Origin of the sequence: Phaeovulum vinaykumarii (assembly GCF_900156695.1) — a bacterium.
Taxonomy (GTDB): Bacteria; Pseudomonadota; Alphaproteobacteria; order Rhodobacterales; family Rhodobacteraceae; genus Bieblia_A; species Bieblia_A vinaykumarii.
Map to the genome: position 1 here is coordinate 69127 of NZ_FTOM01000005.1, position 21296 is coordinate 90422.

The following is a 21296-nucleotide window of genomic DNA, read 5'->3' on the forward strand; positions in this document are numbered from 1 at the left end:
GGAAAAACGAAACGCGCGCCCCCTGACGGATCGGGGGGCGCGCGCTTTTTTTGCAGGATCTGAAAACGGGTCAGGCGGTCTCGGAATCGGCCGTGGCGGGGTTCACCATCGCCTCGAGGATCGCCGACAGGTCGATCACGCCCTGGGTGTCGCCGTTGCGGTCCACCACCCGCGCCGCCCGATGCCCGTCGCGGGTCATCCGGCGGGCGACCTTCTCCAGCACCAGCCGCGCGGGATAGGAGGCCTCGGGCAGGCTCTCGCCGGGTTCGGGCACACGCGCCACGGTGCCGGCATGGATCACCCGGCTACGGTTCACCTCGCGCACGAAGGCGGCCACGTAATCGTTGGCCGGGTTCAGCACGATCTCCTGGCCGGTCCCCACCTGCTCGAGCGCGCCATCGCGCAGGATGGCGATCTTGTCGCCCAGCCGCAGCGCCTCGTCGAGATCGTGGGTGATGAAGACCACGGTCTTGCGCAGCTCCTCCTGAAGTTCCAGCAGCACCTTCTGCATGTCCACCCGGATCAGCGGGTCGAGCGCCGAGAAGGCCTCGTCCATCAGCAGGATGTCGGCGTCATTGGCCAGCGCACGGGCCAGACCCACGCGCTGCTGCATGCCGCCCGAAAGCTGCGCCGGGTAATGGCTTTCAAAGCCCTTGAGGCCCACCCGGTCGATCCAGCGCCGCGCGATCGGCTCGGCCTCGGCGCGCGGCACGCGCTGGATGTCCAGCCCGTAGAGCGTGTTTTCCAGAACCGTGCGGTGCGGCAAGAGCGCGAATTTCTGGAACACCATCGCCGTGCGCTTGCGCCGGAAGCGGCGCAGCTCGGCCTCGGACATGCGGCAGACGTCCTCGCCGTCATAGAGGATCTCGCCCGCGGTGGGGGCGATCAGCCCGTTGATGTGGCGGATCAGGGTCGACTTGCCCGAGCCCGACAGCCCCATGATGACGCTGATCTGTCCGCCCGGCAGGGTCAGGTTGATGTCCTGAAGACCCAGAACATGCCCATGCTTGCGGTTCAGGTCGGTCTTCGACAGACCGGCCTTCACGGCCTCGATATGGGCGCCCGGATCGGCGCCGAAGATCTTGTAGAGATTGCGGATCTCGATGTCGGGACGGATGTCACTCATGGCCGGCCTCACGATGTTTCTGGAGCCGCTTGCCGAAGGCCTGGCTGGTGCGGTCGAAGATGATGGCAATGGCGACCAGCGCAAAGCCGTTCAGGAAGCCGACGGTGAAGAACTGGTTGTTGATGGCCTGAAGCACGTTCTTGCCCAGACCGCCGACGCCCACCATCGAGGCGATGACGACCATGGCCAGCGCCATCATGATGGTCTGGTTGACGCCTGCCATGATCGTGGGCAGCGCCAGCGGCAATTGCACCCCCCACAGTTTCTGGCGGTCCGACGAGCCAAAGGCATCGGCGGCCTCGATCACCTCGCGGTCGACCAGGCGGATGCCCAGGTTGGTCAGCCGGATCATGGGCGGAATGGCGTAGATGACAACGGCAATCAGGCCCGGCACCTTGCCGATGCCGAAGATCACCACGACCGGGATCAGATAGACGAAGGACGGCAGCGTCTGCATGACGTCAAGCGTGGGGTTGACCACCGCCTGCACCCGGTCCGACCGTGCGGTGAAGATGCCGACCGGCAGCCCCAGCGCCACCGCCAGCAGGGTCGAGACCGTGACCATGGCCAGGGTGATCATCGTATCTTCCCAAAGCCCGACCCAGCCGATGACCAGAAGCGCAAGCGCCGCGCCGGCGACCACACGGACCGAACGCGCCCCCGCCCAGACCACGCCCAGAAGCACCGCGAAGACGATGATCCACGGGGTATTGACGAAGGTGTTCTCGAGCATGTTGAGAAACACTTGAAGCGGCGCCGTGGCCGCGTCGATGACGTCGGAGAATTCGCGCACGAGGTCGCGGAAGCCGGTGTCGATGGCCCTGCGCGCGTGACGCATGGCGGTGGCATCCACCTCGGGAAAACGGCAGATCAGCTCGGGCAATCCCCAGCAGCTAGAAGCCATAGGTCCATCCTTTCCTGAAAGACGGGCGTTGCGGGTCAGCAGGGCCCGAAGGCCCCATTCCGTCGCAGGGAGCAGGTCCGGGGTTCACGGGGAACGCATCGGGCCGACGCCGCGCGGCGGGAGTATGAAAATGCGGTCCGGACCCCTCGGCCCGGACCGCTGATGTCTCAAGGCCCTTGCGGGGCTCAGAGCGCCGCCTCGACCTTGCCGGCCACGTCCTCGGGCAGCCACTTGGTCCACATGTCCTTGTAGTTTTCAAGGAAATGGTAAGCCGCGTCCTCGTTCGTGCCCTGGTTCTCGTCCATCCAGGCCAGCACCTTGCCGACGGTCTGGTTGTCCCATTGACGGGTCTGGACGTAATCCATGGCCACGCCCGCCTTGTCGGCGAATTCCCTGGTCACCACGGTATAGACATCCGAGACGGGATAGGCGTTGACCTTGGGTTCGGGGCAATCGGGCACCGCGGTGCAGCTGTCCCATTCGGCGCGGTCGTTGGGCACGCCCCAGTCAAGGCGGGTCATCTCGTATTTGCCCAGGATCGCGGTCGGGGCCCAGTAATAGCCCAGCCAGCCCTGCTTGCGCTCATAGGCATTGGCGATCGAGCCGTCGAGACCCGCCGCCGAGCCGGTGTCAACCAGATCGAAGCCCTTGCTTTCGGCATCCAGCGCGCGGAACAGGTTGGTCGTCGACACGCGGCAGTTCCAGCCCGACGGGCAGTTGTGCACGCCCCCGCGCGACGGGTCTTCCGGCGCCGGGAACAGTTCGGGATGCTCGAGCGCGTCCTGAACGGTCTTGATCTCGGGATGGGCGTCGGCAAGGTATTTCGGGATCCACCAGCCCTCGACGCCGCCATCCGACAGCATCGGCGCGGCAATGACCATGCGGCCTTCGGCAACCGCGGCATCAAGCGGCGTGCGCACCGCGTTGACCCACAGTTCGGGCGCCAGGTCGGGCTCGGATTTCTCGTTCATCGAGGTGAAGGTGGGCATCGTGTCGCCGGTGACCAGCGTCACGTCGCAGCCATAGCCGTTTTCAAGGATGATCTTGTCGACCCAGGCCGCAACCCCGGCCGAAGCCCAGTTCATCTCGGCCACGCTGATCGCGCCACAGGCGTCCTCGGCCAGCGCGGGCGAAAGGCCGAGGCCCGCCATCAGCGCCAGAGCCGAAGCAATCCGCTGTTTGCTCATGCGTCACTCCCTTTATCGTGCGTCGCAGCCGGAAATTGACCAAAGACCGGTGGGCTGCGTTCCCGGTCCTTGCAGGTGATGAGCGGGCTCGTGTCGCGGCCGCGCCCGATGGGGCACAGGCCAGAGCCCGAAGTCCCTGCGCAGAACCTTGTGTGACAGGTCACGATGGCCATGCGACAGGGTTAACTGTGTGACCCCACGAGGATCACTCAAAAGCGACACAGAATGTCGTAAATTGACACCCCGTGGATTGCAAGCCATCGCAACCACATCCCCCGCGCAGCGCATGTCTTAGGCGGGTCCGCGGCGACGGTTGCACGCCGCGAACGACACTCTGCGCGCAAAACCGGCGTCGGCGGAACGCAAGGTCTCGCGCCAAAACACCTCAAGGATAGAGCGTTACGTCAGCATTACAACCTTGACGCGAAATTGGCGCGCGGCCAGGGCGCGAAAGGCAACATCCCCGGCGTGCGCACCGCCGGGCGCGACATCCCCTGCGCGCGCACCGTCCTTGCGCCGGGTAGTCTTGTCTGATGATCTGACATCCCCTGCCGGAGAGAGACCATGACCCGCCCCGTCCCGCCCCATCCGCTGAACCCCGCGCTGGCCGCCACCTTCGCGCCCCCGGTCATGGCGGCGCGCCGCTGGATCGCGGGGCTGGACTTCCCGCCCGACCGCCCGCTTCTCAACGTCAGCCAGGCCGCCCCCGTCGCCCCCCCGCCCGAAGCCTTGCGCCGCGCCATCGCCGAGGCCGCGCTCGAGGTGCCGCAAGCCCATCTCTATGGTCCGGTTCTGGGCCTGCCCGAATTGCGCGCCGAGATCGCGGCGCAATGGTCGCGCGCCTATGGCGGCGCGATCGGGGCCGATCAGGTGGCGATCACCCAGGGCTGCAACCAGGCCTTCTGCGCGGTGATGGCCACGCTTGCGGGCGCAGGCGATGCCGTCATCCTGCCCAGCCCCTGGTATTTCAACCATCGCATGTGGCTCGACATGGCGGGCGTGCGCACCCAGGTGCTGGACACCGGGCCGGACCTTCTGCCCGACCCCGAGGCCGCGCACGCGCTTCTTACCCCCGAGACCCGCGCCATCGTGCTGGTCACCCCCAACAACCCCGGCGGGGTGGAATATCCCGCCGATCTGGTGCGCGCCTTCGCCGATCTGGCGCGGCAGGCGGGCATCGCGCTGGTGCTGGACGAGACCTACCGCGATTTCGACGCCCGCGAAGGCGCGCCGCATGCGCTGTTCACCGACCCCGACTGGGACGACACGCTGATCCAGCTCTATTCCTTTTCCAAGGCCTACCGGCTGACCGGCCACCGCGTCGGCGCGGTTCTGGCCAGCCCCGCGCGGCTGGCGCAGGTCGAGAAATTCCTCGACACGGTGGCGATCTGCCCCGGCCAGCTGGGCCAGATGGCGGCGCTGTGGGGGATGCGCCACCTGGGCGAGTGGGTCGCGGGCGAGCGGCGCGAGATCCTGGCGCGGCGCGCGGCCATGGTGCAGGGGGCGGCGCGGCTGCCGGGCTGGCGGCTGACCGGCTGCGGGGCCTATTTCGGCTGGCTCGAACATCCGTTCGATCTGTCCTCGCACGACATGGCGCGCCGGCTGGTGACCGAGGCCGCCGTTCTGGCGCTGCCGGGCACGATGTTCACCCCCGAGGGCGACCCCCGCGGCGCCGGCGCGCTGCGCATCGCCTTTGCCAATGTCGATGCCGACGGGATCGGGGCGCTGATCGACCGGCTGGCGGCCTTCACCCCGTAAGCCCCCCCGTCTGCACCCCGCACCGCCTGCACCCCGCACCGCCTGCACCCCGCACCGGCCCTCTGGTCGATGCGGGGGACCGCCCCTTTATGCGGGGCTTTTGCATCACCTGCCCGCGCAACCGCCCTTGCCCGCGGCGTGGCAAGCGCCTAAACACCCCCGTGATGCGCGGATTTCCGCGACGGACAGCCACGGAGGAGCGGCCATGTCGAACGCATTGCGCACCAAGGGCAAGAGCATGGTCGTCTGGCTGCTCCTGGCGCTGGTGATCCTGGGGATCGGGGGCTTTGGCATCACCTCGTTCTCGGGGGGGCTGCGCAGCGTCGGCGGCGTCGGCGACACCGAGATCGACGTGAACACCTATGCCCGTGCGCTGCGCAACGAGATGCGCGCGGTCTCGGCGCAGATCGGCCAGCCCATCGACATGCAACAGGCCCAGGCGCTGCGTCTCGACCGCCGCGTGCAGGCGCGTCTGTTCGGCGATGCCGCGCTGGACGAGATGGCCGCCCGTTTCGGCGTCTCGGTCGGCGATGACGAGGTGCGCCGCCAGATCACCACGGCGCGCGCCTTCCAGGGCCCCGACGGCCGCTTCAACCGCGAGATCTACCGCGAGACGCTGGCCCGCCAGGGCCTGACCGAGGCCGGCTTCGAAGCCGACCTGCGCCGCGAGACCGCGCGCATGATCGTCGAGGGCGCCATCGCCGGCGGCCTGCCCGCCCCCGAGGTTCTGGTCGACACCTACACCGCCTATATCACCGAGACGCGCTCGATCGCCTGGATCGAACTGACCGACACCGACCTGGCCAGCCCCGTGCCGGCGCCGACCGAGGCCGATCTGAAGGCCTATTACGCCACCCACGAAAACGAATTCACCCGGCCCGAGACCCGCAAGATCCGCTATCTGTGGCTGCGCCCCGAGGATCTGGCCGACGAGGCCGCCCCCGATGACGCGCAGCTGCGCGCCGCCTATGACGCGCGCCACGACGAATTCGTCACCCCCGAGCGGCGCGTGGTCGAACGTCTGATCTTCGCCGATGAGGCCGCCGCCGAGGCCGCGCGCGACCGTCTGGACAGCGGCGCGGCCCGCTTTGCCGATCTGGCCGCCGACCGCGGCCTGACGCCGGCCGATCTGGAGCTTGGCGAGATGACCCGCATCCAGCTGGGCCGCGCGGGCGAGGCCGTCTTTGCCGCCCCCGGACCGGGCGTCGTCGGCCCCGTCGACACCGATCTGGGCCCCGCGCTCTTCTCGGTCACCGCGATCCTGCCCGCCGAGGAAACCAGCTTCGAGGAGGCCCGCGCCGAACTGGCCGCCGAGGCCACGCTGGAACGCGCACGCCGGCTGATCCTTGAGCGCGCCCCGCAGATCGAAGACCTCCTGGCCTCGGGCGCCACGCTCGAGGAGGTGGCCCGCGAAACGTCCATGAAGCTGGCGCGCCTGTCCTATGACGGCAGCGCCTCCGAAGACGGCATCGCCGCCTATACCGCCTTCCGCGAGGTCGCAGAGCAAGGCCGTGTCGAGGATTTCCCCGAACTCAAGGAGCTTGAGGACGGCGGCGTCTTCGCGCTCCAGATCGACGAGATCCAGCCCCCCGCCCCGATCCCCTATGACGAGATCGTGGACCGCGTGACCGCGGCCTGGACGGCCTCGAACATCCACAGCCGCCTGCTGGACCGCGCCGACGAGATCGTCAATGCCGTCGCCACCGGCCAGCCGCTGTCGGCGCAAGGCCTGATCACCACCGAAGTGGGGCGCCTGCCCCGCGGCGGCTTCGTCGAGGGCCTGCCCCCCGAGGTCTCGAAGGTCGCCTTCGAGCTGGAGCCCGGCCAGGCCGGCGTGGTCGATGCGCAGGGCCGCGTCCTGGTGGTGGCGCTGCATGCGCTGCACGCGGCCGACCCGGCCGACGCCGAGATCGCCGCCGTGCGCGAGACGGTCGCCGAACAGCTGTCGCAATCGCTGTCGCAGGATGTCGTGTCGATGTTTGCCCGCGCCGCCCAGGAGACGGCCGGTCTGCGCATCGACACGGGCGTCATCAACGGCGTTCACGCCCAGATGCAATAGGAGGGCCCCCATGGTCGCGCTGTTTCCCGATTTCGAGACCTTCGAGGCGGGCTGGGCCGAGGGCCGGAACCAGCTGGTCTATGCCCGACTGGCGGCCGATCTGGACACGCCGGTCTCGCTGATGCTCAAGCTGGCCGATGCGCGCGAGAATTCCTTCGTGCTGGAATCGGTGACCGGCGGCGAGGTCCGCGGACGCTATTCGATCATCGGCATGAAGCCCGACGTCATCTGGAAATGCCATGGCGAGAAAGCCTGCATCAACCGCCAGGCCCGGTTCGAGGACCGCTTCGAGGATCTGCCCGGCCATCCGTTCGAAAGCCTGCGCGCGCTGATCGCGGAAAGCCGCATCGACATGCCCGAGGGCCTGCCCGCCGCCGCGGCCGGGCTTTTCGGCTATCTCGGCTATGACATGATCCGTCTGGTCGAGCATCTGCCCGACGTGAACCCCGACCCGCTGGGCGTGCCCGATGCGGTCTTGATGCGCCCCTCGGTCGTGGCCGTGCTCGACGGGGTGAAGGGCGACGTGATCCTGTGCGCGCCCGCCTTCCAGAGCGCCGGCCTCTCGGCGCGCGCGGCCTATGCCCAGGCCGCCGAACGGGTGATGGACGCGCTGCGCGATCTCGACCGCGCGCCCGCGCAGGGCCGCGAGATGGGCGAGGTGGCGCAGGTCGGCCCGCTGCGGTCGAACTTCACCCCCGAGGGCTACAAGGCCGCGGTCGAGAAGGCCAAGGAATACATCCGCGCGGGCGACATCTTCCAGGTGGTGCCGGCGCAACGCTGGTCGGCCGATTTCCCGCTGCCGCCCTTCGCGCTCTATCGCAGCCTGCGGCGCACCAACCCCTCGCCCTTCATGTTCTTCCTGAACTTCGGCGCCTTCCAGATCGTGGGCGCCAGCCCCGAGATCCTGGTCCGCCTGCGCGAGAACGAGGTGACGATCCGCCCCATCGCCGGCACCCGCCCCCGCGGCGCGACCCCCGAGGAGGATCGCGCGCTCGAGGTCGACCTTCTGGCCGACGAAAAGGAGCTGGCCGAACATCTGATGCTGCTTGATCTGGGGCGCAACGACGTGGGCCGCGTGGCGAAGATCGGCACCGTCCACCCGACCGAGCAATTCGTGATCGAGCGCTACAGCCACGTCATGCATATCGTCTCGAATGTCGTCGGCGAATTGTCCGATGACCACGACGCGCTCTCGGCGCTTTTGGCGGGGCTGCCGGCGGGCACGGTCTCGGGCGCGCCCAAGGTTCGCGCGATGGAGATCATCGACGAGCTGGAACCCGAGAAGCGCGGCATCTACGGCGGCGGCGTGGGCTATTTCGCCGCCAATGGCGAGATGGACATGTGCATTGCGCTGCGCACCGCCGTGATCAAGGATGAGACGCTCTATATACAGGCCGGCGGCGGCGTGGTCTATGACAGCGACCCCGCGGCCGAATGGCAGGAAACCGTCAACAAGTCGCGCGCGCTGCGCAAGGCGGCCGAGGACGCGGGCCTGTTCGTCCGCCGCGGCAACTGAGCCCCCCAGCGCCACGCGAAGCCCCGTCCCCCGAGGCCCCATCTCCCGAGGCCCCCTTTACCGAAGCCCCCGTCCGCCCGGCGGGGGCTTTCTCGTGGCGTCGCCGCTTGCCGGCGCGGGGGTGGCACCGCCGTAGGATTGGCGTTGCCGGAGCGGGGGTTATTCGTCCAGCACCGCCGACAGCGGCGCCAGTTGCAGACCCTCTTCGGGGGTGGCGGCCCAGGCCATCAGCCCCTCGACGCTTTCGGGCCAGGATTGCAGCATCACCACCACCGCGCCGTCGCGGCGGGCCTCGAAGGCGGCACGGTCGAGCATCCGCTTGACCGCCTCGGCGCGCGGGCGATCGGCGTCGATCACGCGCCAGACCTGCGCCTGGGCCAGCCCCTCGCGGCGCGCCAGACGCTGCGCGGCATTCAGCCCGCGGTCCTGGGTGACAAGGCCCAGCCCGTCGCGCGTCAGCGCCTCGACCAGCTGTGCGGCCAGCACTTGGGCATTCTGGATCACCGGCGCGGGCGGCTCGATCACCGCCACCGCCTCGGGCAGGATCGAGCGCCAGCCCTGAAGAACCTGTTCCAGATCTTCAGGCTGGGCGCCCTGCGGCAGCGGCGCGGCCAGGATCGCCACCTCGAAGCCCGCGGCGCGGTAATCGGCGGCCACCTGCGCGGCATCGGGGCGCATCGGGTCCAGCGCGACAGTCACCGGAAAGCCCATGCTCTTGAGACTGGCGCGGTCGATCCCGCCCACACGCCCGCCGACATCGACCAGCACGACGGTCATCTGCGCGGCATCGTCCAGCGCCGAGAAGGGCGCGGCAAAGCGCAGCCGCGGCGGCAGGTCATCGGCGGCACGGACCTGCGGCGTTGCGCCCGCCTCGGTGTTGGCGCCCGAGCCGTTCCCCGCGCCCGCTTCGGGCTCGATCCGGGCCAGCCGGTTGACGCGGACACCTTCGGCATTCTCGAACCCCACGCTGGCGCTGCCACGCAGGCGGGCGGGCCGTTCGCTGGCCATCGGGGCGGGCCCGGCCTCGGGCGCCGCAGGGGCGGCCGCGGGCGTTTCGGGTTCGGGGGCAGGTTCGGCTTCGGGCGCCGAGAGGGGCGCGTCGGCCTCTGCCAGGGTCTCGGGGGTCTCGGCATCGGCCGCCGCGGGCGCCGCGTCGGCGGATTCAGACGGCGCGGGCTCAGACGGCGCGGGATCGGCAGGCGCGGGTTCCGGCACAGTCTCGGAAACCACAGTCTCGGGAGGCGCAATCTCGGGCGCCGCCTCGACAGGCGTCCCGGCGGCCATCGCATCAGGCGTTTCGGTGGGCATCTCGGCCGACACGTCCCCCCCCGGCATGTCCACATCCGGCGCGGCCAGCTCGGGCGCGGGCGCGCCGCCCGGCGCCAGGCGCGGCACGACGACTTCGCCCGGCGGCGGCACCGGGATCGGGGTCTCCGGCGCGATCCTTGGGGCGGCGACGGCCTCGGGCGGGACGGGGGCCAGCGTCTCGGGGGGGGCGGCCTCGGGCGGCGCGGTCTCGGCCGGGGGGACGGCCGCATCGGCCTGCGGCGCCTCGGCCCCCGGCAAGGGCGCGGTCAACGATGCCCCCGCCAGCACCAGCCCGGAAAATGCCGAGCCCAGCAGAAATCCGGAAACGACGCTTCTCGCCATGCCTGCTCCCACGCTTCTTGCCCGCTCGGGGCGCCTTCTGGCCAATCCGCGCACACGCGCGGGGCTGGCTACCACCGCGCACGCGCACGGAGGATGGCCCCACCGCGCGCCGCACGGGGGCCCGCCCGGCCCGTGGACCAATGCGCACCCCCGATCCCTCGCGCCGCATGTTCCGGGCTGTTGCCGCCCGTTTGTGCACGCCGCGTCCGTCTGTCACGCCCGCTTCCGCCATGGGGCCGCGGCGCCTTCGCCCTTGACCCCGACGCGCAAGCGCGGGCAAACAGAACCGAACGCAAGCCCCGGTTTACCGTCCTTTGACCGGGCCAGCAAGGACCGCGCGCCGATGCTTCTGTTGATCGACAATTACGACAGCTTCACCTACAACCTCGTCCATTATTTCGGAGAGGAAGGCGCCGAGGTCGTCGTGCGTCGCAACGACGCGATCGACGTGCAGGACGCCATGGGCATGGGCGCCCGCGCCATCGTGCTGAGCCCCGGCCCCTGCGACCCCGCGCAGGCCGGCATCTGCCTGCCGCTGACGCTGGCCGCGGCCGAAGCCGGCGTGCCGCTGTTCGGGGTGTGCCTGGGGCATCAGACCATCGGACAGGCTTTCGGCGGCAAGGTCATCCGCGCCGGCGAGATCGTGCACGGCAAGATGGGCCAGATCCACCACAAGGGCCAGGGCGTCTTCGAGGGGCTGCCCTCGCCCTTCGCGGCCACGCGCTATCATTCGCTGATCGTCGAACGCGAGAGCCTGCCCGACTGCCTTGAGGTCACGGCCGCGCTTGAGGGCGGCATGATCATGGGCCTGCGCCACCGCGAGGCCCCGATCGAGGGCGTGCAATTCCACCCCGAATCCATCGCCTCAGAGCATGGACACCGGATCATCCGCAACTTCCTGAACCGCGCCGGGATCGGCGGAAAGGCGGCAGCATGAGCGACATCAAGCACCTGATCGGCATCGCGGCAGAGCGTCCGCTGACCCGCGCCGAGGCCGAGGCCGCCTTTGCCGCGCTGTTCGAGGGGGCCGCGACGCCCAGCCAGATGGGCGGGCTGTTGATGGCGCTGCGCGTGCGCGGCGAAACGGTCGAGGAGATCGCCGCCGCCGCCCGCGTCATGCGCGAGAAATGCACCCCCGTCGCGGGCGTGCCGGGCGCGATGGATATCGTCGGCACCGGCGGCGACGGCAAGGGCACGCTGAACATCTCGACCGCGACGGCCTTTGTCGTGGCCGGCGCGGGCGTGCCGGTGGCCAAGCACGGCAATCGCAACCTGTCGTCGAAATCGGGGGCGGCGGATGCGCTCAGCGCCTCGGGGATCGACGTGATGCAGGGCGCCGAAGTGGCCGCGCGGGCCCTGCGCGAGGCCGGCATCTGCTTCATGATGGCGCCGATGCACCATTCGGCCATTCGCCATGTCATGCCGACGCGCCAGGAACTGGGCACGCGCACCGTCTTCAACCTGCTGGGCCCACTGACCAACCCCGCGGGCGTCACGCGCCAGCTGACCGGCGCCTTCTCGCGCGCCTGGCTGCGGCCGATGGCCGAAGTGCTGGGCGCGCTGGGCTCGGAGGCGGTCTGGCTGGTGCATGGCGCGGACGGGACGGACGAGCTGTCGATCGCCGGGCTGAGCTGGGTGGCCGAGCTGAAGGACGGCGCCGTGACCGAATTCGAGGTCCATCCCGAGGATGCGGGCCTGCCCGTCCATCCCTTCGAGGCGATCGTGGGCGGCGAGCCGGCCGAGAATGCCGCGGCCTTTGCCGCGCTTCTCGATGGCAAGACCGGCGCCTATCGGGACGCGGTGCTGCTCAATGCGGCCGCAGCCCTCAAGGTCGCGGGCAAGGCTGCGGATCTGAAGGCGGGCGTCGAGATGGCGCGCGAGAGCCTGGACAGTGGGGCGGCGCGCGCGCGGCTCGAGGCGCTCAAGGCGGCGATGGCGGCGTGATGCATATCCTCGACCGCATCCGGGCCTACAAGCTTGAGGAAATCGCCGCCGCCAAGCGGGCGTGCCCGCTTTCGGCCATCGAGGCCGAGGCGCGGGCAGCCGCGCCCGTGCGCGGCTTCCGGACGGCACTGTCGGCCAAGGTGGACGGCCCCGGCAAGGGCCTGATCGCCGAGATCAAGAAGGCCAGCCCCTCGAAGGGCCTGATCCGCCCCGATTTCGACCCGCCGGCGCTGGCGCGCGCCTATGAGGCCGGGGGCGCGGCCTGCCTGTCGGTGCTGACCGATGCGCCCTCGTTCCAGGGCGCGCCCGAGTATCTGCGGGCCGCGCGCGCGGCCTGTGCGCTGCCGGCCTTGCGCAAGGATTTCCTCTATGATCCCTATCAGGTGGCCGAGGCCCGCGCCTGGGGGGCCGATTGCATCCTGATCATCCTGGCCGCGGTCGATGACGTGCTGGCCGCGGAACTGGAGGCGGCCGCGATCGACTGGGGGATGGATGTGCTGATCGAGGTCCACGACCGCGAGGAAGCCGCGCGCGCGCTGGCGATGCGCTCGCCGCTGGTCGGGATAAATAACCGCAATCTCAAGACCTTCGATGTCTCTCTTGAGGTCACGCGCGAACTGGCGCCGATGCTGGCCGGGCGCGAGCTGGTCTGCGAGAGCGGCCTTTTCACCCCCGCCGATCTGGACGACATGGCCCGCCAGGGCGCGGCGCGCTTCCTGATCGGGGAAAGCCTGATGCGCCAGGCGGACGTGACCGCCGCCACCCGCGCGATCCTGGGATGCTGAGCCATTTCGACGACAAGGGCCACGCCCATATGGTCGATGTGGGCGACAAGCCCGCCACCCGGCGCCGGGCGGTGGCGGGGGGGCGCGTGGTGACCGCGTCCGGCACGCTGGATCTGCTGGTCGGGCCCAAGGGCGATGCGCTGGCGGTGGCGCGGCTGGCCGGGATCATGGCGGCCAAGAAGACCGCCGATCTGATCCCGCTTTGTCATCCGCTGGCGCTGTCGCATGTGGCGCTGGAGCTGACCCCCGCGCCCGAGCTGCCGGGCGTCGAGATCACTGCGACGGTCGAGACGACCGGCCCGACCGGCGTCGAGATGGAGGCGCTGACCGCGGTTTCGGTGGCGGCGCTGACGCTCTATGACATGCTCAAGGCCGCCGACAAGGGCATGCGCATCGAAGCGGTCGCGCTGCGCCTCAAGGAGGGCGGGCGCTCGGGGCGCTGGGAGGCGGCCGACTGAAAAAGCGGGGGACGCGCGCGATGATCGAGGTGGAAGAGGCGCTTGCGCGCGTGCTGGCGCTGGTGGCGCCGCTGGGCGCCGAAACGGTGGCGCTGCGCGACGCTCTGGGCCGGGTGCTGGCCGCGCCGGTGACCGCGCGCGCCGACCAGCCGCCCTTCGCGGCCTCGGCGATGGATGGCTATGCGGTTGCGGCCCCCGACCTGCGCCCCGGCGCGCGGCTGGCGCTGGGCCCCGAGATCCCCGCGGGCGCCACGCCTTCGGGCCCGCTGCCCCCCGGCACGGCGGCGCGCGTCTTCACCGGCGCGGCCGTCCCCCCCGGCACCGCGGCCGTGATCATCCAGGAGGTGGTCTGCGCGCAGGCCGGCACGATCACCCTGCCCGATCCCCTGCCGCGCGAGACGCATATCCGCCCGCAGGGCCAGGATTTCGCGCAAGGCGACAGCTTCCAGCCCGCCCGTCCGCTGCGCCCCGCCGATCTGGGGCTGATCGCGGCGATGAACCTGGCCGAGGTGAGCGTGCATCGCCGCCCCGAGGTGGCGATCCTGTCCTCGGGCGACGAGCTGGTCTGGCCGGGCGAGGATCCGGGCCCGGCGCAGATCGTGGCCTCGAACAGCCTCGCGCTGGCGGGGATGGTCACGGCCGCGGGCGGGGTGCCGCGGATGCTGCCCCTGGCGCGCGACAGTGTCGAAAGCCTGTCGGACGTGCTGGCGCTCAGCGCGGGCTGTGATCTGATCGTCAGCTCGGGCGGGGCGTCGGTCGGCGCGCATGACGTGCTGGCGCGCCATGCCGCCGAACTGGGGCTGGAGCTTGACTTCGCCCGCGTTGCCATGCGGCCGGGCAAGCCGCTGATGGCGGGGCGGCGCCACGGCGTGCCGATGCTGGGGCTGCCGGGCAACCCGGTCTCGGCGCTGGTCACGGCGACCCTGTTCCTGCGCCCGATGCTGGCGCGGATGCAGGGGCTGGAGGCACGCCCCCGTCCCGACCGCGGGGTGCTGGGCGCGCCCCTGCCCGCCAATGGCCCGCGCCGCCATTACCTGCGGGCAACGCTTGCGCGCGACGCGCAAGGACAGCCCGTGCTGACCCCCTTTGCCCATCAGGATGCCGGGCGCCAGCGGCTTCTGGCCGAGGCCGATGCGCTGGTGATCCAGCCCGCCAATGGCCCCGCCCTGCCCACCGGCGCCGAGGTCGACTTCCTGCCGCTGTAATCCCCCCCACGCCCCAGGGGCGCCTCGGAGCCCCGCGCGCGCCGTGCCGCATGCCGGGCATGCGCGCGAAAGCATGCGCGGCCTGCCTCTTGCGCTGGTGCCGGTGCGCCGCTAGCACGGGGGAGAGCATTTCCCGAACCGGACCCCGAGACATGAGCCTGCATCTGTGGCTTGCGTTTGCGCTGGCGGCGCTGGCCCTTTCCCTGACGCCCGGCCCCAATGCGCTGCTGGCGCTCGACCATGGGGCCAGGTTCGGGCCGCAGCGGGCGCTTTTCACCGTGGCCGGGGCGGCGCTGGCGATGGTGGGGATGGTCGCGGCCTCGCTGATCGGGCTGGGGGCGGTTCTGGCGGCCTCCGAGACGCTGTTCACCGCGCTGCGGCTGATCGGGGCGGGCTATCTGATCTGGCTGGGCTGGCGGCTGTGGCGCGCACCGGGATTTGCCGGGCGGACGGCGGGCGCGGCCCGTGTCCTGCCGCCGCGCCACCGGCTCTTCGCGCAAGGCTTCGCGGTCATGGTCTCGAACCCCAAGACATTGCTTTTCTTCACGCTTTTCCTGCCCGGTTTCATCGACCCCGGCGCGCCCTTCTGGCCGCAGGCGATCACGCTGGGGCTGACGCTGGCCGTCATCGAGGCCGCGGTGGAGCTGGCGCTGGCCATCGGCGCGCGCCGCCTTGCGCCCTGGCTGGCCGCCCATGCCCGCGGCTTCAACCGGACGATGGCGGCGGGCTTTGCCGCCATCGGCCTGGCACTGGCCGCCGGCGCGCGCAACTGAGACAAAGGAGACCCAATGACCGCCACCCCCGAAAGCGCCCCCGAAACCGCAGGACAAAGCCCCACGCCTGACGACCATTCCGGCCCCAATGCGCGGCCCACGCTGGGCATGGCCGAATTCGCGGCGATGCTGGCGCTCTTGTTTGCGGTGGTGGCCTTTTCCATTGACGCGATGCTGCCGGCGCTGCCCGATATCGCGCGCACGCTGATCCCCGAGGCCGCCAACCGCGCGCAGCTGGTGCTGGCGTCCTTTGTGCTGGGGATGGGGCTTGGCACCTTCATCACCGGGCCGCTGTCCGATGCGCTGGGGCGGCGGACGGTGATCGCAGGCGGCATCGTGATCTATATCGCGGCCGCCGTCGCGGCGAGCATGGCCCACAGCCTCGAGATGCTGCTGGTCGCGCGCTTCGTGCAGGGCTTCGGCTCGGCCGGGCCGCGGATCGCGGGGCTGGCGCTGGTGCGCGACATGTATGCGGGCCGCGAGATGGCGCGGGTGACCTCGATCGTGATGATCGTCTTCGTGATGATCCCGGCCTTTGCGCCCTCGATCGGGCAGCTCATCATCGGCTTTTCCGGCTGGCGCGGGGTGTTCTGGTCCTTTGTCGTCTTCGGCCTGATCGGGCTGGTGTGGTTCCTGGCCCGCCAGCCCGAGACCCTGCCCAAGAACCGGCGCCGGCCGCTGCGGCTGGGGCTGCTGGTGTCGGGCACGCGCGAGGTCTTCTCGAACCCCAACATCCGCATCTACACCGCCGTTCTGACGCTGGGCTTCGGGCAGATGTATGCGCTCTTGTCCTCGGCGCAGCAGATCTTTGCCGACACCTTCGGGCGCGGCGAGAGCTTTCCGCAATGGTTCATGCTGATGGCGATCCTGGCGGGCGGCGCGGCGGGGGCCAATGCGGTGCTTGTGGTGCGGCTGGGCATGCGGCGGATGGTGCTGGGGGCCTATGGCCTCCAGGCGCTGATCTCGACGGCGATGCTGGGGGCGTTCCTGCTGGGGCTGCTGGCGCATCCGCTGGCGTTCTACGTGTTCTTTGCCTGGGCGGTCAGCCTGTTCTTCATGGCCGGGCTGACCTTCGGCAACCTCAATGCGCTGTGCCTTCAACATGCCAGCCATATCGCGGGGCTGACGGCTTCGGCGGTCTCGGCGGTGGCGACGGTGCTGGCGGCCTTCATCGCGGCCCTGGTCGGCCAGAGCTTCGACGGCACGCCGATCCCGCTGGCCATCGGCGCCACGATCTGTTCGGGGCTGGCTTTCCTGCTGATGACGCGCACCCTGGAAGGCGAAGGCTGAGACGGCCCCCGCAGGCGCCGAGGGCCCGCTCCCCGGCCGCAGTTCATCTCCGCTTGAGCTGCTTGCGCCCTAGGGTCCAGACTCATTGAGTTTCAGAGCCAGAAGAGGACTGTTGCGGCACGGGCGATGGCGGAGAAGAAAGTCTCCGGGCATCGGTCGTATCGGGTAGCAACCCGTCGCCAGTCCTTGAGGCGGCCGAACATGATCTCGATGCGGTTGCGGCGCTTGTCGTATTTGACCGCCTTCTTGCGGGGCTTTCAACCTGGGATTGAAAGCCTTTATCCCCTTGTCTTTCAACGATTCTCTGAACCAATTAGCATCATAACCTCGATCGGCGAGCAGCCAGGCCGCTTTCGGCAGGCTGCCCAGCAGCGCCGCCGCGCCGGTGTAATCGCTGACCTGCCCGGCCGACATGAAGAACCCGATCGGTCGCGCTTTGGCATCGGCAACGGCTTGCAGCTTGGTGTTCATGCCTCCTTTTGTGCGCCGATCTGGCGCCCGCGCCCCCCTTTTTGACGCACAGGCTCGATGCGGTGCGGTGTGCCTTGAGATACTTGCGCAGGCTCACTCGATCATGATCGTCTTGTGCTCGGCACTTTCGGCGGTCAGGCCCACCATGATCCGGGCGAAGACTCCGTTATCGCTCCAGCGCTTCCAACGGTTGTAGAAGGTCTTGGCCGGGCCATATACCTTCGACGCATCGCACCACCGCAAACCATTGCGATTGATGAAGATGATGCCGCTGAGGACGCGCCGATCATCGACGCGGGGCTTGCCATGGCTTTTGGGAAAGAACGGCTTGAGGCGCTCCATCTGCGCGTTCGTCCTGCGCGTCCGTCAGCCAGTAATGATTGCTCATCGATCAGGTCTTCTCGCGGAGCCTGAATCACGTCAGAAGCCTGAAATCAATGGGTCTGGAGCCTAGCGCCGCCTGCCCTTGCCCGTCGCGGGCTTGGGCGCGGCTTTCGGGGCGGCGAGCTTCGGCGCAGCCGGGGTCGCGGGCTTCGGCGCGGCCGCGCCGCCCTTGGCCTCACCACCTTTCCCCTCAGCGGCCTTGGCCTCGGTCCCGGCCCGCGCATGGCTGGCCAGTTCGCGCGCGATGGCGAAGCTGCCCTTGATCCGGTCGGCCTCGGTCGCCCAGGCCCGCGTCACCACCAGCTTGTTGCCGGAAATCCGCGCCGCCCCCCGTTCGGCGGCGATGAAGTCGACCAGACCGGCGGGGTTGGGGAACTTGTCCATGTGAAAGGCGATCGAGGCCCCCTTGGGCCCGGCATCAAGCCGCGCGATCCGCGCGCGCTTGCACATCGCCTTGATGCGCAGCACCAGAAGCAGCGTGTTGACCTCGCGCGGGAGGGGGCCGAAACGGTCGATCAGCTCGGCCGCAAAGCCCTCGAACTCGACCTTGCGGGCCAGCCCCGACAGCCGCCGATAAAGCCCCAGCCGCACGTCCAGATCGGGGATATAGCTGTCGGGGATCAGCACCGGCACGCCCAGATTGATCTGCGGCGCCCAGGCGTCGTCGTCCTCGGGGGCGGAGATCTCGCCCGATTTCAGCCGCGCGATCGTCTCCTCGAGCATCTGCTGGTAAAGCTCATAGCCCACCTCGCGGATATGGCCCGATTGCTCGTCGCCGATCAGGTTGCCCGCGCCGCGCAGGTCCAGATCCTGCGAGGCCAGCGTGAAGCCCGCGCCCAGGCTGTCGAGGCTGCCCAGAAGCCGCAGCCGGCGCGTGGCCTGGGGCGTCAGCGGCAGGCGCGGACGCGTGGTCAGATAGCAATAGGCGCGGGTCTTGGCGCGCCCCACCCGGCCGCGGATCTGATAGAGCTGCGCCAGGCCGAACATGTCGGCGCGGTGCACGACCATCGTGTTCGCGGTGGGAATGTCGAGCCCCGATTCCACGATCGTCGTGGCCAGCAGCACGTCATACTTGCCGTCGTAGAAGGCGTTCATCCGTTCATCGAGATCGCCCGCCGACAACTGGCCGTGCGCCACGACATAGCTGACCTCGGGGACATGGGTCTTCAGGAATTCCTCGACCTCGGGAAGATCCTTGATGCGCGGGACGACATAGAAGCTCTGCCCGCCGCGGTAGCGTTCGCGCAACAGCGCCTCGCGGATCGTCACCGTGTCGAATTCCGACACATAGGTGCGGATCGCCAGCCGGTCCACGGGCGGCGTGCCGATCACCGACAGGTCGCGCACCCCCGACAGCGCCATCTGGAGCGTGCGCGGAATGGGCGTTGCGGTCAGCGTCAGCACATGCACCTCGGAGCGCATCTCCTTGAGGCGTTCCTTGTGCGCCACGCCGAAATGCTGCTCCTCGTCGACGATGATCAGGCCCAGGTTGTGGAACTTGACCCCCTTGGCCAGAACCGCATGGGTGCCGATCACGATATCGACCGACCCGTCGGCCAGACCCGCGCGGGTGGCGGCGGCCTCCTTGGCCGAGACGAACCGCGACAACGCGCGGACATTGAGCGCGGTGCCGCGGAAACGTTCGGCAAAGGTCTTGAAATGCTGACGCGCCAGCAGCGTGGTCGGCGCGATCACCGCGACCTGGGCGCCGGCACTGGCGGCCACGAAGGCCGCGCGCATGGCGACCTCGGTCTTGCCGAAGCCCACATCGCCCACCACCAGCCGGTCCATCGGCCGACCCGCCGCCATGTCGGTCAGCACGTCCTCGATCGCGGCCAGCTGGTCGTCGGTCTCCTGCCAGGGGAACCGGGCCGAGAAGGCCTCCCAGTCGTGATGTTCGGGCGCCATGACCGGGGCCGCACGCAGCACCCGTTCGGCCGCCACCCGCATCAGCCGTTCGGCGATCTGGCGGATGCGTTCCTTCAGCCTGGCCTTGCGCGCCTGCCAGGCACCGCCGCCCAGCTTGTCGAGAAGGCCCTCCTCGTGGCCATAGCGCGACAGCAGCTCGATGTTCTCGACCGGCAGATAAAGCCGGTCACCGCCGGCATATTCCAGCGCCAGGCAATCATGCGGCGCCCCCAGCGCGGTGATCGTCTCAAGCCCGGTATAACGGCCCACGCCATGTTCGACATGCACGACCAGATCGCCGGGGCTCAGGCTCTGGGCCTCGGTCAGGAAATTCTCGGCCCGGCGCTTGCGGCGCGGATTGCCGACCAGCCGGTCGCCCAGCACGTCCTGTTCCGAGATCACGGTGATCTCGCGCGGGCGGCCGTCGGTGCCGGTGCGCCCATCCGGCGCGGGCGCCTCGAAACCCTGATCGAGCGCCCAGACCGCCAGATTGAGACCCTCGCCGATCTCGCGGGCGTCCTCGATCAGCCGCGCGCCGGCCAGGCCCTCGTCGGCCATCAGCCCCGCCAGACGTTCGCGCGCCCCCCCCGAAAACGAGGCAATGACCACCGGCCCCGCCTGCATCCGCGCCACAACGTGATCCTTGAGCGCACCGAAGAGCGACAGGTTCTCGGCCTGGCGTTCGGGGGCAAAGCTGCGCCCCAGCCGCCCGCCCGCGTTCAGCACATTGGGGCCGGGGGCGGCCGCGATCACCGACAGACGCAGCACGCGCGCCGGCGCCAGCGCCGCCCGCCAGCCCGCGTCATCGAGATAAAGGAGGCCCGGCGGCGCGGGCTTGTAGACGGAATCGAGCCGGTCGCGGCGGCTCAGCGCCTCGCGGCGGCTGTCGTATTGCTCGGCGATGGTCTCCCAGCGGACGGCCGCCTGCGCATCGGCCTGATCGTCCAGCACCACCGCGGCCTGCGGCAGATACTCGAACAGCGTCTCGAGCCGGTCATGGAAAAAGCCCAGCCAATGCTCCATCCCGGCATGCTTGCGCCCCGCCGACACCGCCTCGTAGAGCGGGTCATCGCTGCCGCCGGCGCCGAATTCCACCCGATAGGCCTGACGAAAGCGGGTGATGGCGGCGTCGTCCAGGATCACCTCGCTGACCGGGGCCAGGTCGATGCGCGACAGCTTCTCGGTCGAGCGCTGCGTGACCGGATCGAAGCGGCGCGCCCCGTCGAGCACGTCGCCGAAAAGATCGAGCCGCACCGGCCCGCCCGCCCCCGGTGGGAAGATGTCGATGATGCCGCCGCGAATGGCGTAATCGCCGGGCTCGGAGACGGTGGGCGCCTGCGAAAAGCCCATGCGCACCAGAAAGGCGCGCAGGCCCGCTTCGTCGATGCGCCCGCCGACGACGGCCGAGAAGGCCGCGCCTTGCAGCGTGGCGCGCGCCGGCACCCGCTGCATCGCCGCCGACAGCGTGGTCAGCACCACCACCGGCCCCGAAAGCCCCTGCGCCAGCGCCGCCAGCGTCGCCATGCGCGCCGCCGAGATGTCGGGATTGGGCGAGACCCGGTCATAGGGCAGGCAATCCCAGGCCGGAAATTCCAGAACCACGGCCTGCGGCGCGGCAAAGGCAAGGGCGGCGCGCATGGCCCGCATCCGGCGGTCATCGCGCGCGACATGGATCACCGCCCGCCCCTGGGTCAGCTCGCGCGCCACAAGCCAGGCGTCATAGCCCTCGGGGGCGCCGGAAAGGATGTAATGTTCAGGGGCGGTCATGGGGACAGCGAGGTATCGCAGGGGCGCGCGATGTCAAGCCCGTAGTCCTGCCCGCCCCGAGTCCTGCCCGCCCCGAGTCCTGCCCGCACCCGCCCCCCGGCCCCCGGCCCG

15 protein-coding genes and 1 pseudogene are annotated in these 21296 nt (G+C 69.8%); 10 read left to right on the forward strand and 6 right to left on the reverse strand.

Annotation, left to right across the window (positions count from 1 at the left end):
* Nucleotides 1-70 precede the first annotated feature (70 nt).
* From BW949_RS11060 to BW949_RS11070, 3 genes are all read right to left on the reverse strand, one after another.
* A complete protein-coding gene (locus BW949_RS11060; protein ID WP_076366061.1) occupies nt 71-1126 on the reverse strand; it encodes a quaternary amine ABC transporter ATP-binding protein in 1056 nt (351 codons plus the stop codon).
* The gene (locus tag BW949_RS11065; RefSeq protein WP_076366063.1) at nt 1119-2030 is read right to left on the reverse strand and encodes an ABC transporter permease; all 912 of its coding nucleotides are present in this window, start codon (nt 2028-2030) and stop codon (nt 1119-1121) included. The genes BW949_RS11060 and BW949_RS11065 overlap by 8 nt, the downstream gene beginning before the upstream one ends.
* A 185-nt stretch (nt 2031-2215) precedes the next feature.
* Nucleotides 2216-3217 carry an ABC transporter substrate-binding protein gene (locus BW949_RS11070; protein WP_076366065.1) on the reverse strand — a complete coding sequence of 334 codons (1002 nt, stop codon included), beginning with the start codon at nt 3215-3217 and terminating at the stop codon, nt 2216-2218.
* A 564-nt stretch (nt 3218-3781) separates the two neighbouring features.
* Between BW949_RS11070 and BW949_RS11075 the strand changes: the two genes are divergently transcribed.
* The 3 genes from BW949_RS11075 (at nt 3782) to trpE (ending at nt 8550) form a co-directional block, all read left to right on the forward strand.
* Nucleotides 3782-4975 (forward strand): aminotransferase, encoded by a 1194-nt coding sequence (locus tag BW949_RS11075; RefSeq protein ID WP_076366067.1) that lies wholly within the window; start codon nt 3782-3784, stop codon nt 4973-4975.
* A gap of 205 nt (nt 4976-5180) precedes the next feature.
* The gene (locus BW949_RS11080) at nt 5181-7034 is read left to right on the forward strand and encodes a peptidylprolyl isomerase (protein ID WP_076366069.1); all 1854 of its coding nucleotides are present in this window, start codon (nt 5181-5183) and stop codon (nt 7032-7034) included.
* A 10-nt stretch (nt 7035-7044) separates the two neighbouring features.
* Nucleotides 7045-8550: an anthranilate synthase component I gene (gene trpE / locus BW949_RS11085; protein WP_076366071.1), complete on the forward strand. Its 1506-nt coding sequence runs from the start codon at nt 7045-7047 to the stop codon at nt 8548-8550.
* A 159-nt stretch (nt 8551-8709) separates the two neighbouring features.
* On the opposite strand, the gene BW949_RS11090 is transcribed toward trpE, so the two are convergent.
* Nucleotides 8710-10200, reverse strand: a complete 1491-nt coding sequence (locus tag BW949_RS11090; RefSeq protein WP_076366073.1) for a divergent polysaccharide deacetylase family protein — start codon at nt 10198-10200, stop codon at nt 8710-8712.
* Between the two features lie 343 nt (nt 10201-10543).
* Between BW949_RS11090 and BW949_RS11095 the strand changes: the two genes are divergently transcribed.
* From BW949_RS11095 to BW949_RS11125, 7 genes are all read left to right on the forward strand, one after another.
* On the forward strand, nt 10544-11137 hold the full coding sequence (locus tag BW949_RS11095) for an anthranilate synthase component II (RefSeq protein ID WP_076366075.1): 594 nt from the start codon (nt 10544-10546) through the stop codon (nt 11135-11137).
* Nucleotides 11134-12144 carry an anthranilate phosphoribosyltransferase gene (gene trpD / locus BW949_RS11100; protein WP_076366077.1) on the forward strand — a complete coding sequence of 337 codons (1011 nt, stop codon included), beginning with the start codon at nt 11134-11136 and terminating at the stop codon, nt 12142-12144. Before BW949_RS11095 ends, trpD begins: the two co-directional genes overlap by 4 nt.
* The gene (trpC, locus tag BW949_RS11105) at nt 12144-12929 is read left to right on the forward strand and encodes an indole-3-glycerol phosphate synthase TrpC (protein ID WP_076366079.1); all 786 of its coding nucleotides are present in this window, start codon (nt 12144-12146) and stop codon (nt 12927-12929) included. The genes trpD and trpC overlap by 1 nt, the downstream gene beginning before the upstream one ends.
* Nucleotides 12923-13387 carry a cyclic pyranopterin monophosphate synthase MoaC gene (moaC, locus tag BW949_RS11110; protein ID WP_076366081.1) on the forward strand — a complete coding sequence of 155 codons (465 nt, stop codon included), beginning with the start codon at nt 12923-12925 and terminating at the stop codon, nt 13385-13387. The genes trpC and moaC overlap by 7 nt, the downstream gene beginning before the upstream one ends.
* 20 nt (nt 13388-13407) lie before the next feature.
* Entirely contained in the window at nt 13408-14592 is a 1185-nt protein-coding gene (locus BW949_RS11115; protein ID WP_076366083.1) for a molybdopterin molybdotransferase MoeA, read from the forward strand.
* A gap of 152 nt (nt 14593-14744) precedes the next feature.
* Nucleotides 14745-15365: a LysE family translocator gene (locus BW949_RS11120; RefSeq protein WP_076366084.1), complete on the forward strand. Its 621-nt coding sequence runs from the start codon at nt 14745-14747 to the stop codon at nt 15363-15365.
* Nucleotides 15366-15491: 126 nt separating this feature from the next.
* Nucleotides 15492-16655, forward strand: coding sequence for an MFS transporter (locus BW949_RS11125; RefSeq protein WP_083947747.1), 1164 nt, complete (start codon nt 15492-15494; stop codon nt 16653-16655).
* A gap of 92 nt (nt 16656-16747) precedes the next feature.
* Here BW949_RS11125 and BW949_RS16545 read toward each other — a convergent pair.
* A pseudogene (locus BW949_RS16545) lies at nt 16748-17514 on the reverse strand (IS5 family transposase).
* A gap of 62 nt (nt 17515-17576) precedes the next feature.
* Nucleotides 17577-21185 carry a transcription-repair coupling factor gene (gene mfd, locus BW949_RS11140; RefSeq protein WP_083947730.1) on the reverse strand — a complete coding sequence of 1203 codons (3609 nt, stop codon included), beginning with the start codon at nt 21183-21185 and terminating at the stop codon, nt 17577-17579.
* Between the last annotated feature and the right edge of the window lie 111 nt (nt 21186-21296).

Bases quoted from the DNA above. Each gene is read 5' to 3' on its own strand.
- BW949_RS11125 (WP_083947747.1), top strand. From the start codon at position 15,492: ATGCTGGCGCTCTTGTTTGCGGTGGTGGCCTTTTCCATTGACGCGATG.
- BW949_RS11060 (WP_076366061.1), bottom strand. From the start codon at position 1,126: ATGAGTGACATCCGTCCCGACATCGAGATCCGCAATCTCTACAAGATC.
- BW949_RS11095 (WP_076366075.1), top strand. From the start codon at position 10,544: ATGCTTCTGTTGATCGACAATTACGACAGCTTCACCTACAACCTCGTC.
- BW949_RS11065 (WP_076366063.1), bottom strand. From the start codon at position 2,030: ATGGCTTCTAGCTGCTGGGGATTGCCCGAGCTGATCTGCCGTTTTCCC.
- BW949_RS11080 (WP_076366069.1), top strand. From the start codon at position 5,181: ATGTCGAACGCATTGCGCACCAAGGGCAAGAGCATGGTCGTCTGGCTG.
- mfd (WP_083947730.1), bottom strand. From the start codon at position 21,185: ATGACCGCCCCTGAACATTACATCCTTTCCGGCGCCCCCGAGGGCTAT.
- BW949_RS11070 (WP_076366065.1), bottom strand. From the start codon at position 3,217: ATGAGCAAACAGCGGATTGCTTCGGCTCTGGCGCTGATGGCGGGCCTC.
- BW949_RS11090 (WP_076366073.1), bottom strand. From the start codon at position 10,200: ATGGCGAGAAGCGTCGTTTCCGGATTTCTGCTGGGCTCGGCATTTTCC.
- BW949_RS11075 (WP_076366067.1), top strand. From the start codon at position 3,782: ATGACCCGCCCCGTCCCGCCCCATCCGCTGAACCCCGCGCTGGCCGCC.
- trpD (WP_076366077.1), top strand. From the start codon at position 11,134: ATGAGCGACATCAAGCACCTGATCGGCATCGCGGCAGAGCGTCCGCTG.
- trpE (WP_076366071.1), top strand. From the start codon at position 7,045: ATGGTCGCGCTGTTTCCCGATTTCGAGACCTTCGAGGCGGGCTGGGCC.
- trpC (WP_076366079.1), top strand. From the start codon at position 12,144: ATGCATATCCTCGACCGCATCCGGGCCTACAAGCTTGAGGAAATCGCC.
- BW949_RS11115 (WP_076366083.1), top strand. From the start codon at position 13,408: ATGATCGAGGTGGAAGAGGCGCTTGCGCGCGTGCTGGCGCTGGTGGCG.
- BW949_RS11120 (WP_076366084.1), top strand. From the start codon at position 14,745: ATGAGCCTGCATCTGTGGCTTGCGTTTGCGCTGGCGGCGCTGGCCCTT.
- moaC (WP_076366081.1), top strand. From the start codon at position 12,923: ATGCTGAGCCATTTCGACGACAAGGGCCACGCCCATATGGTCGATGTG.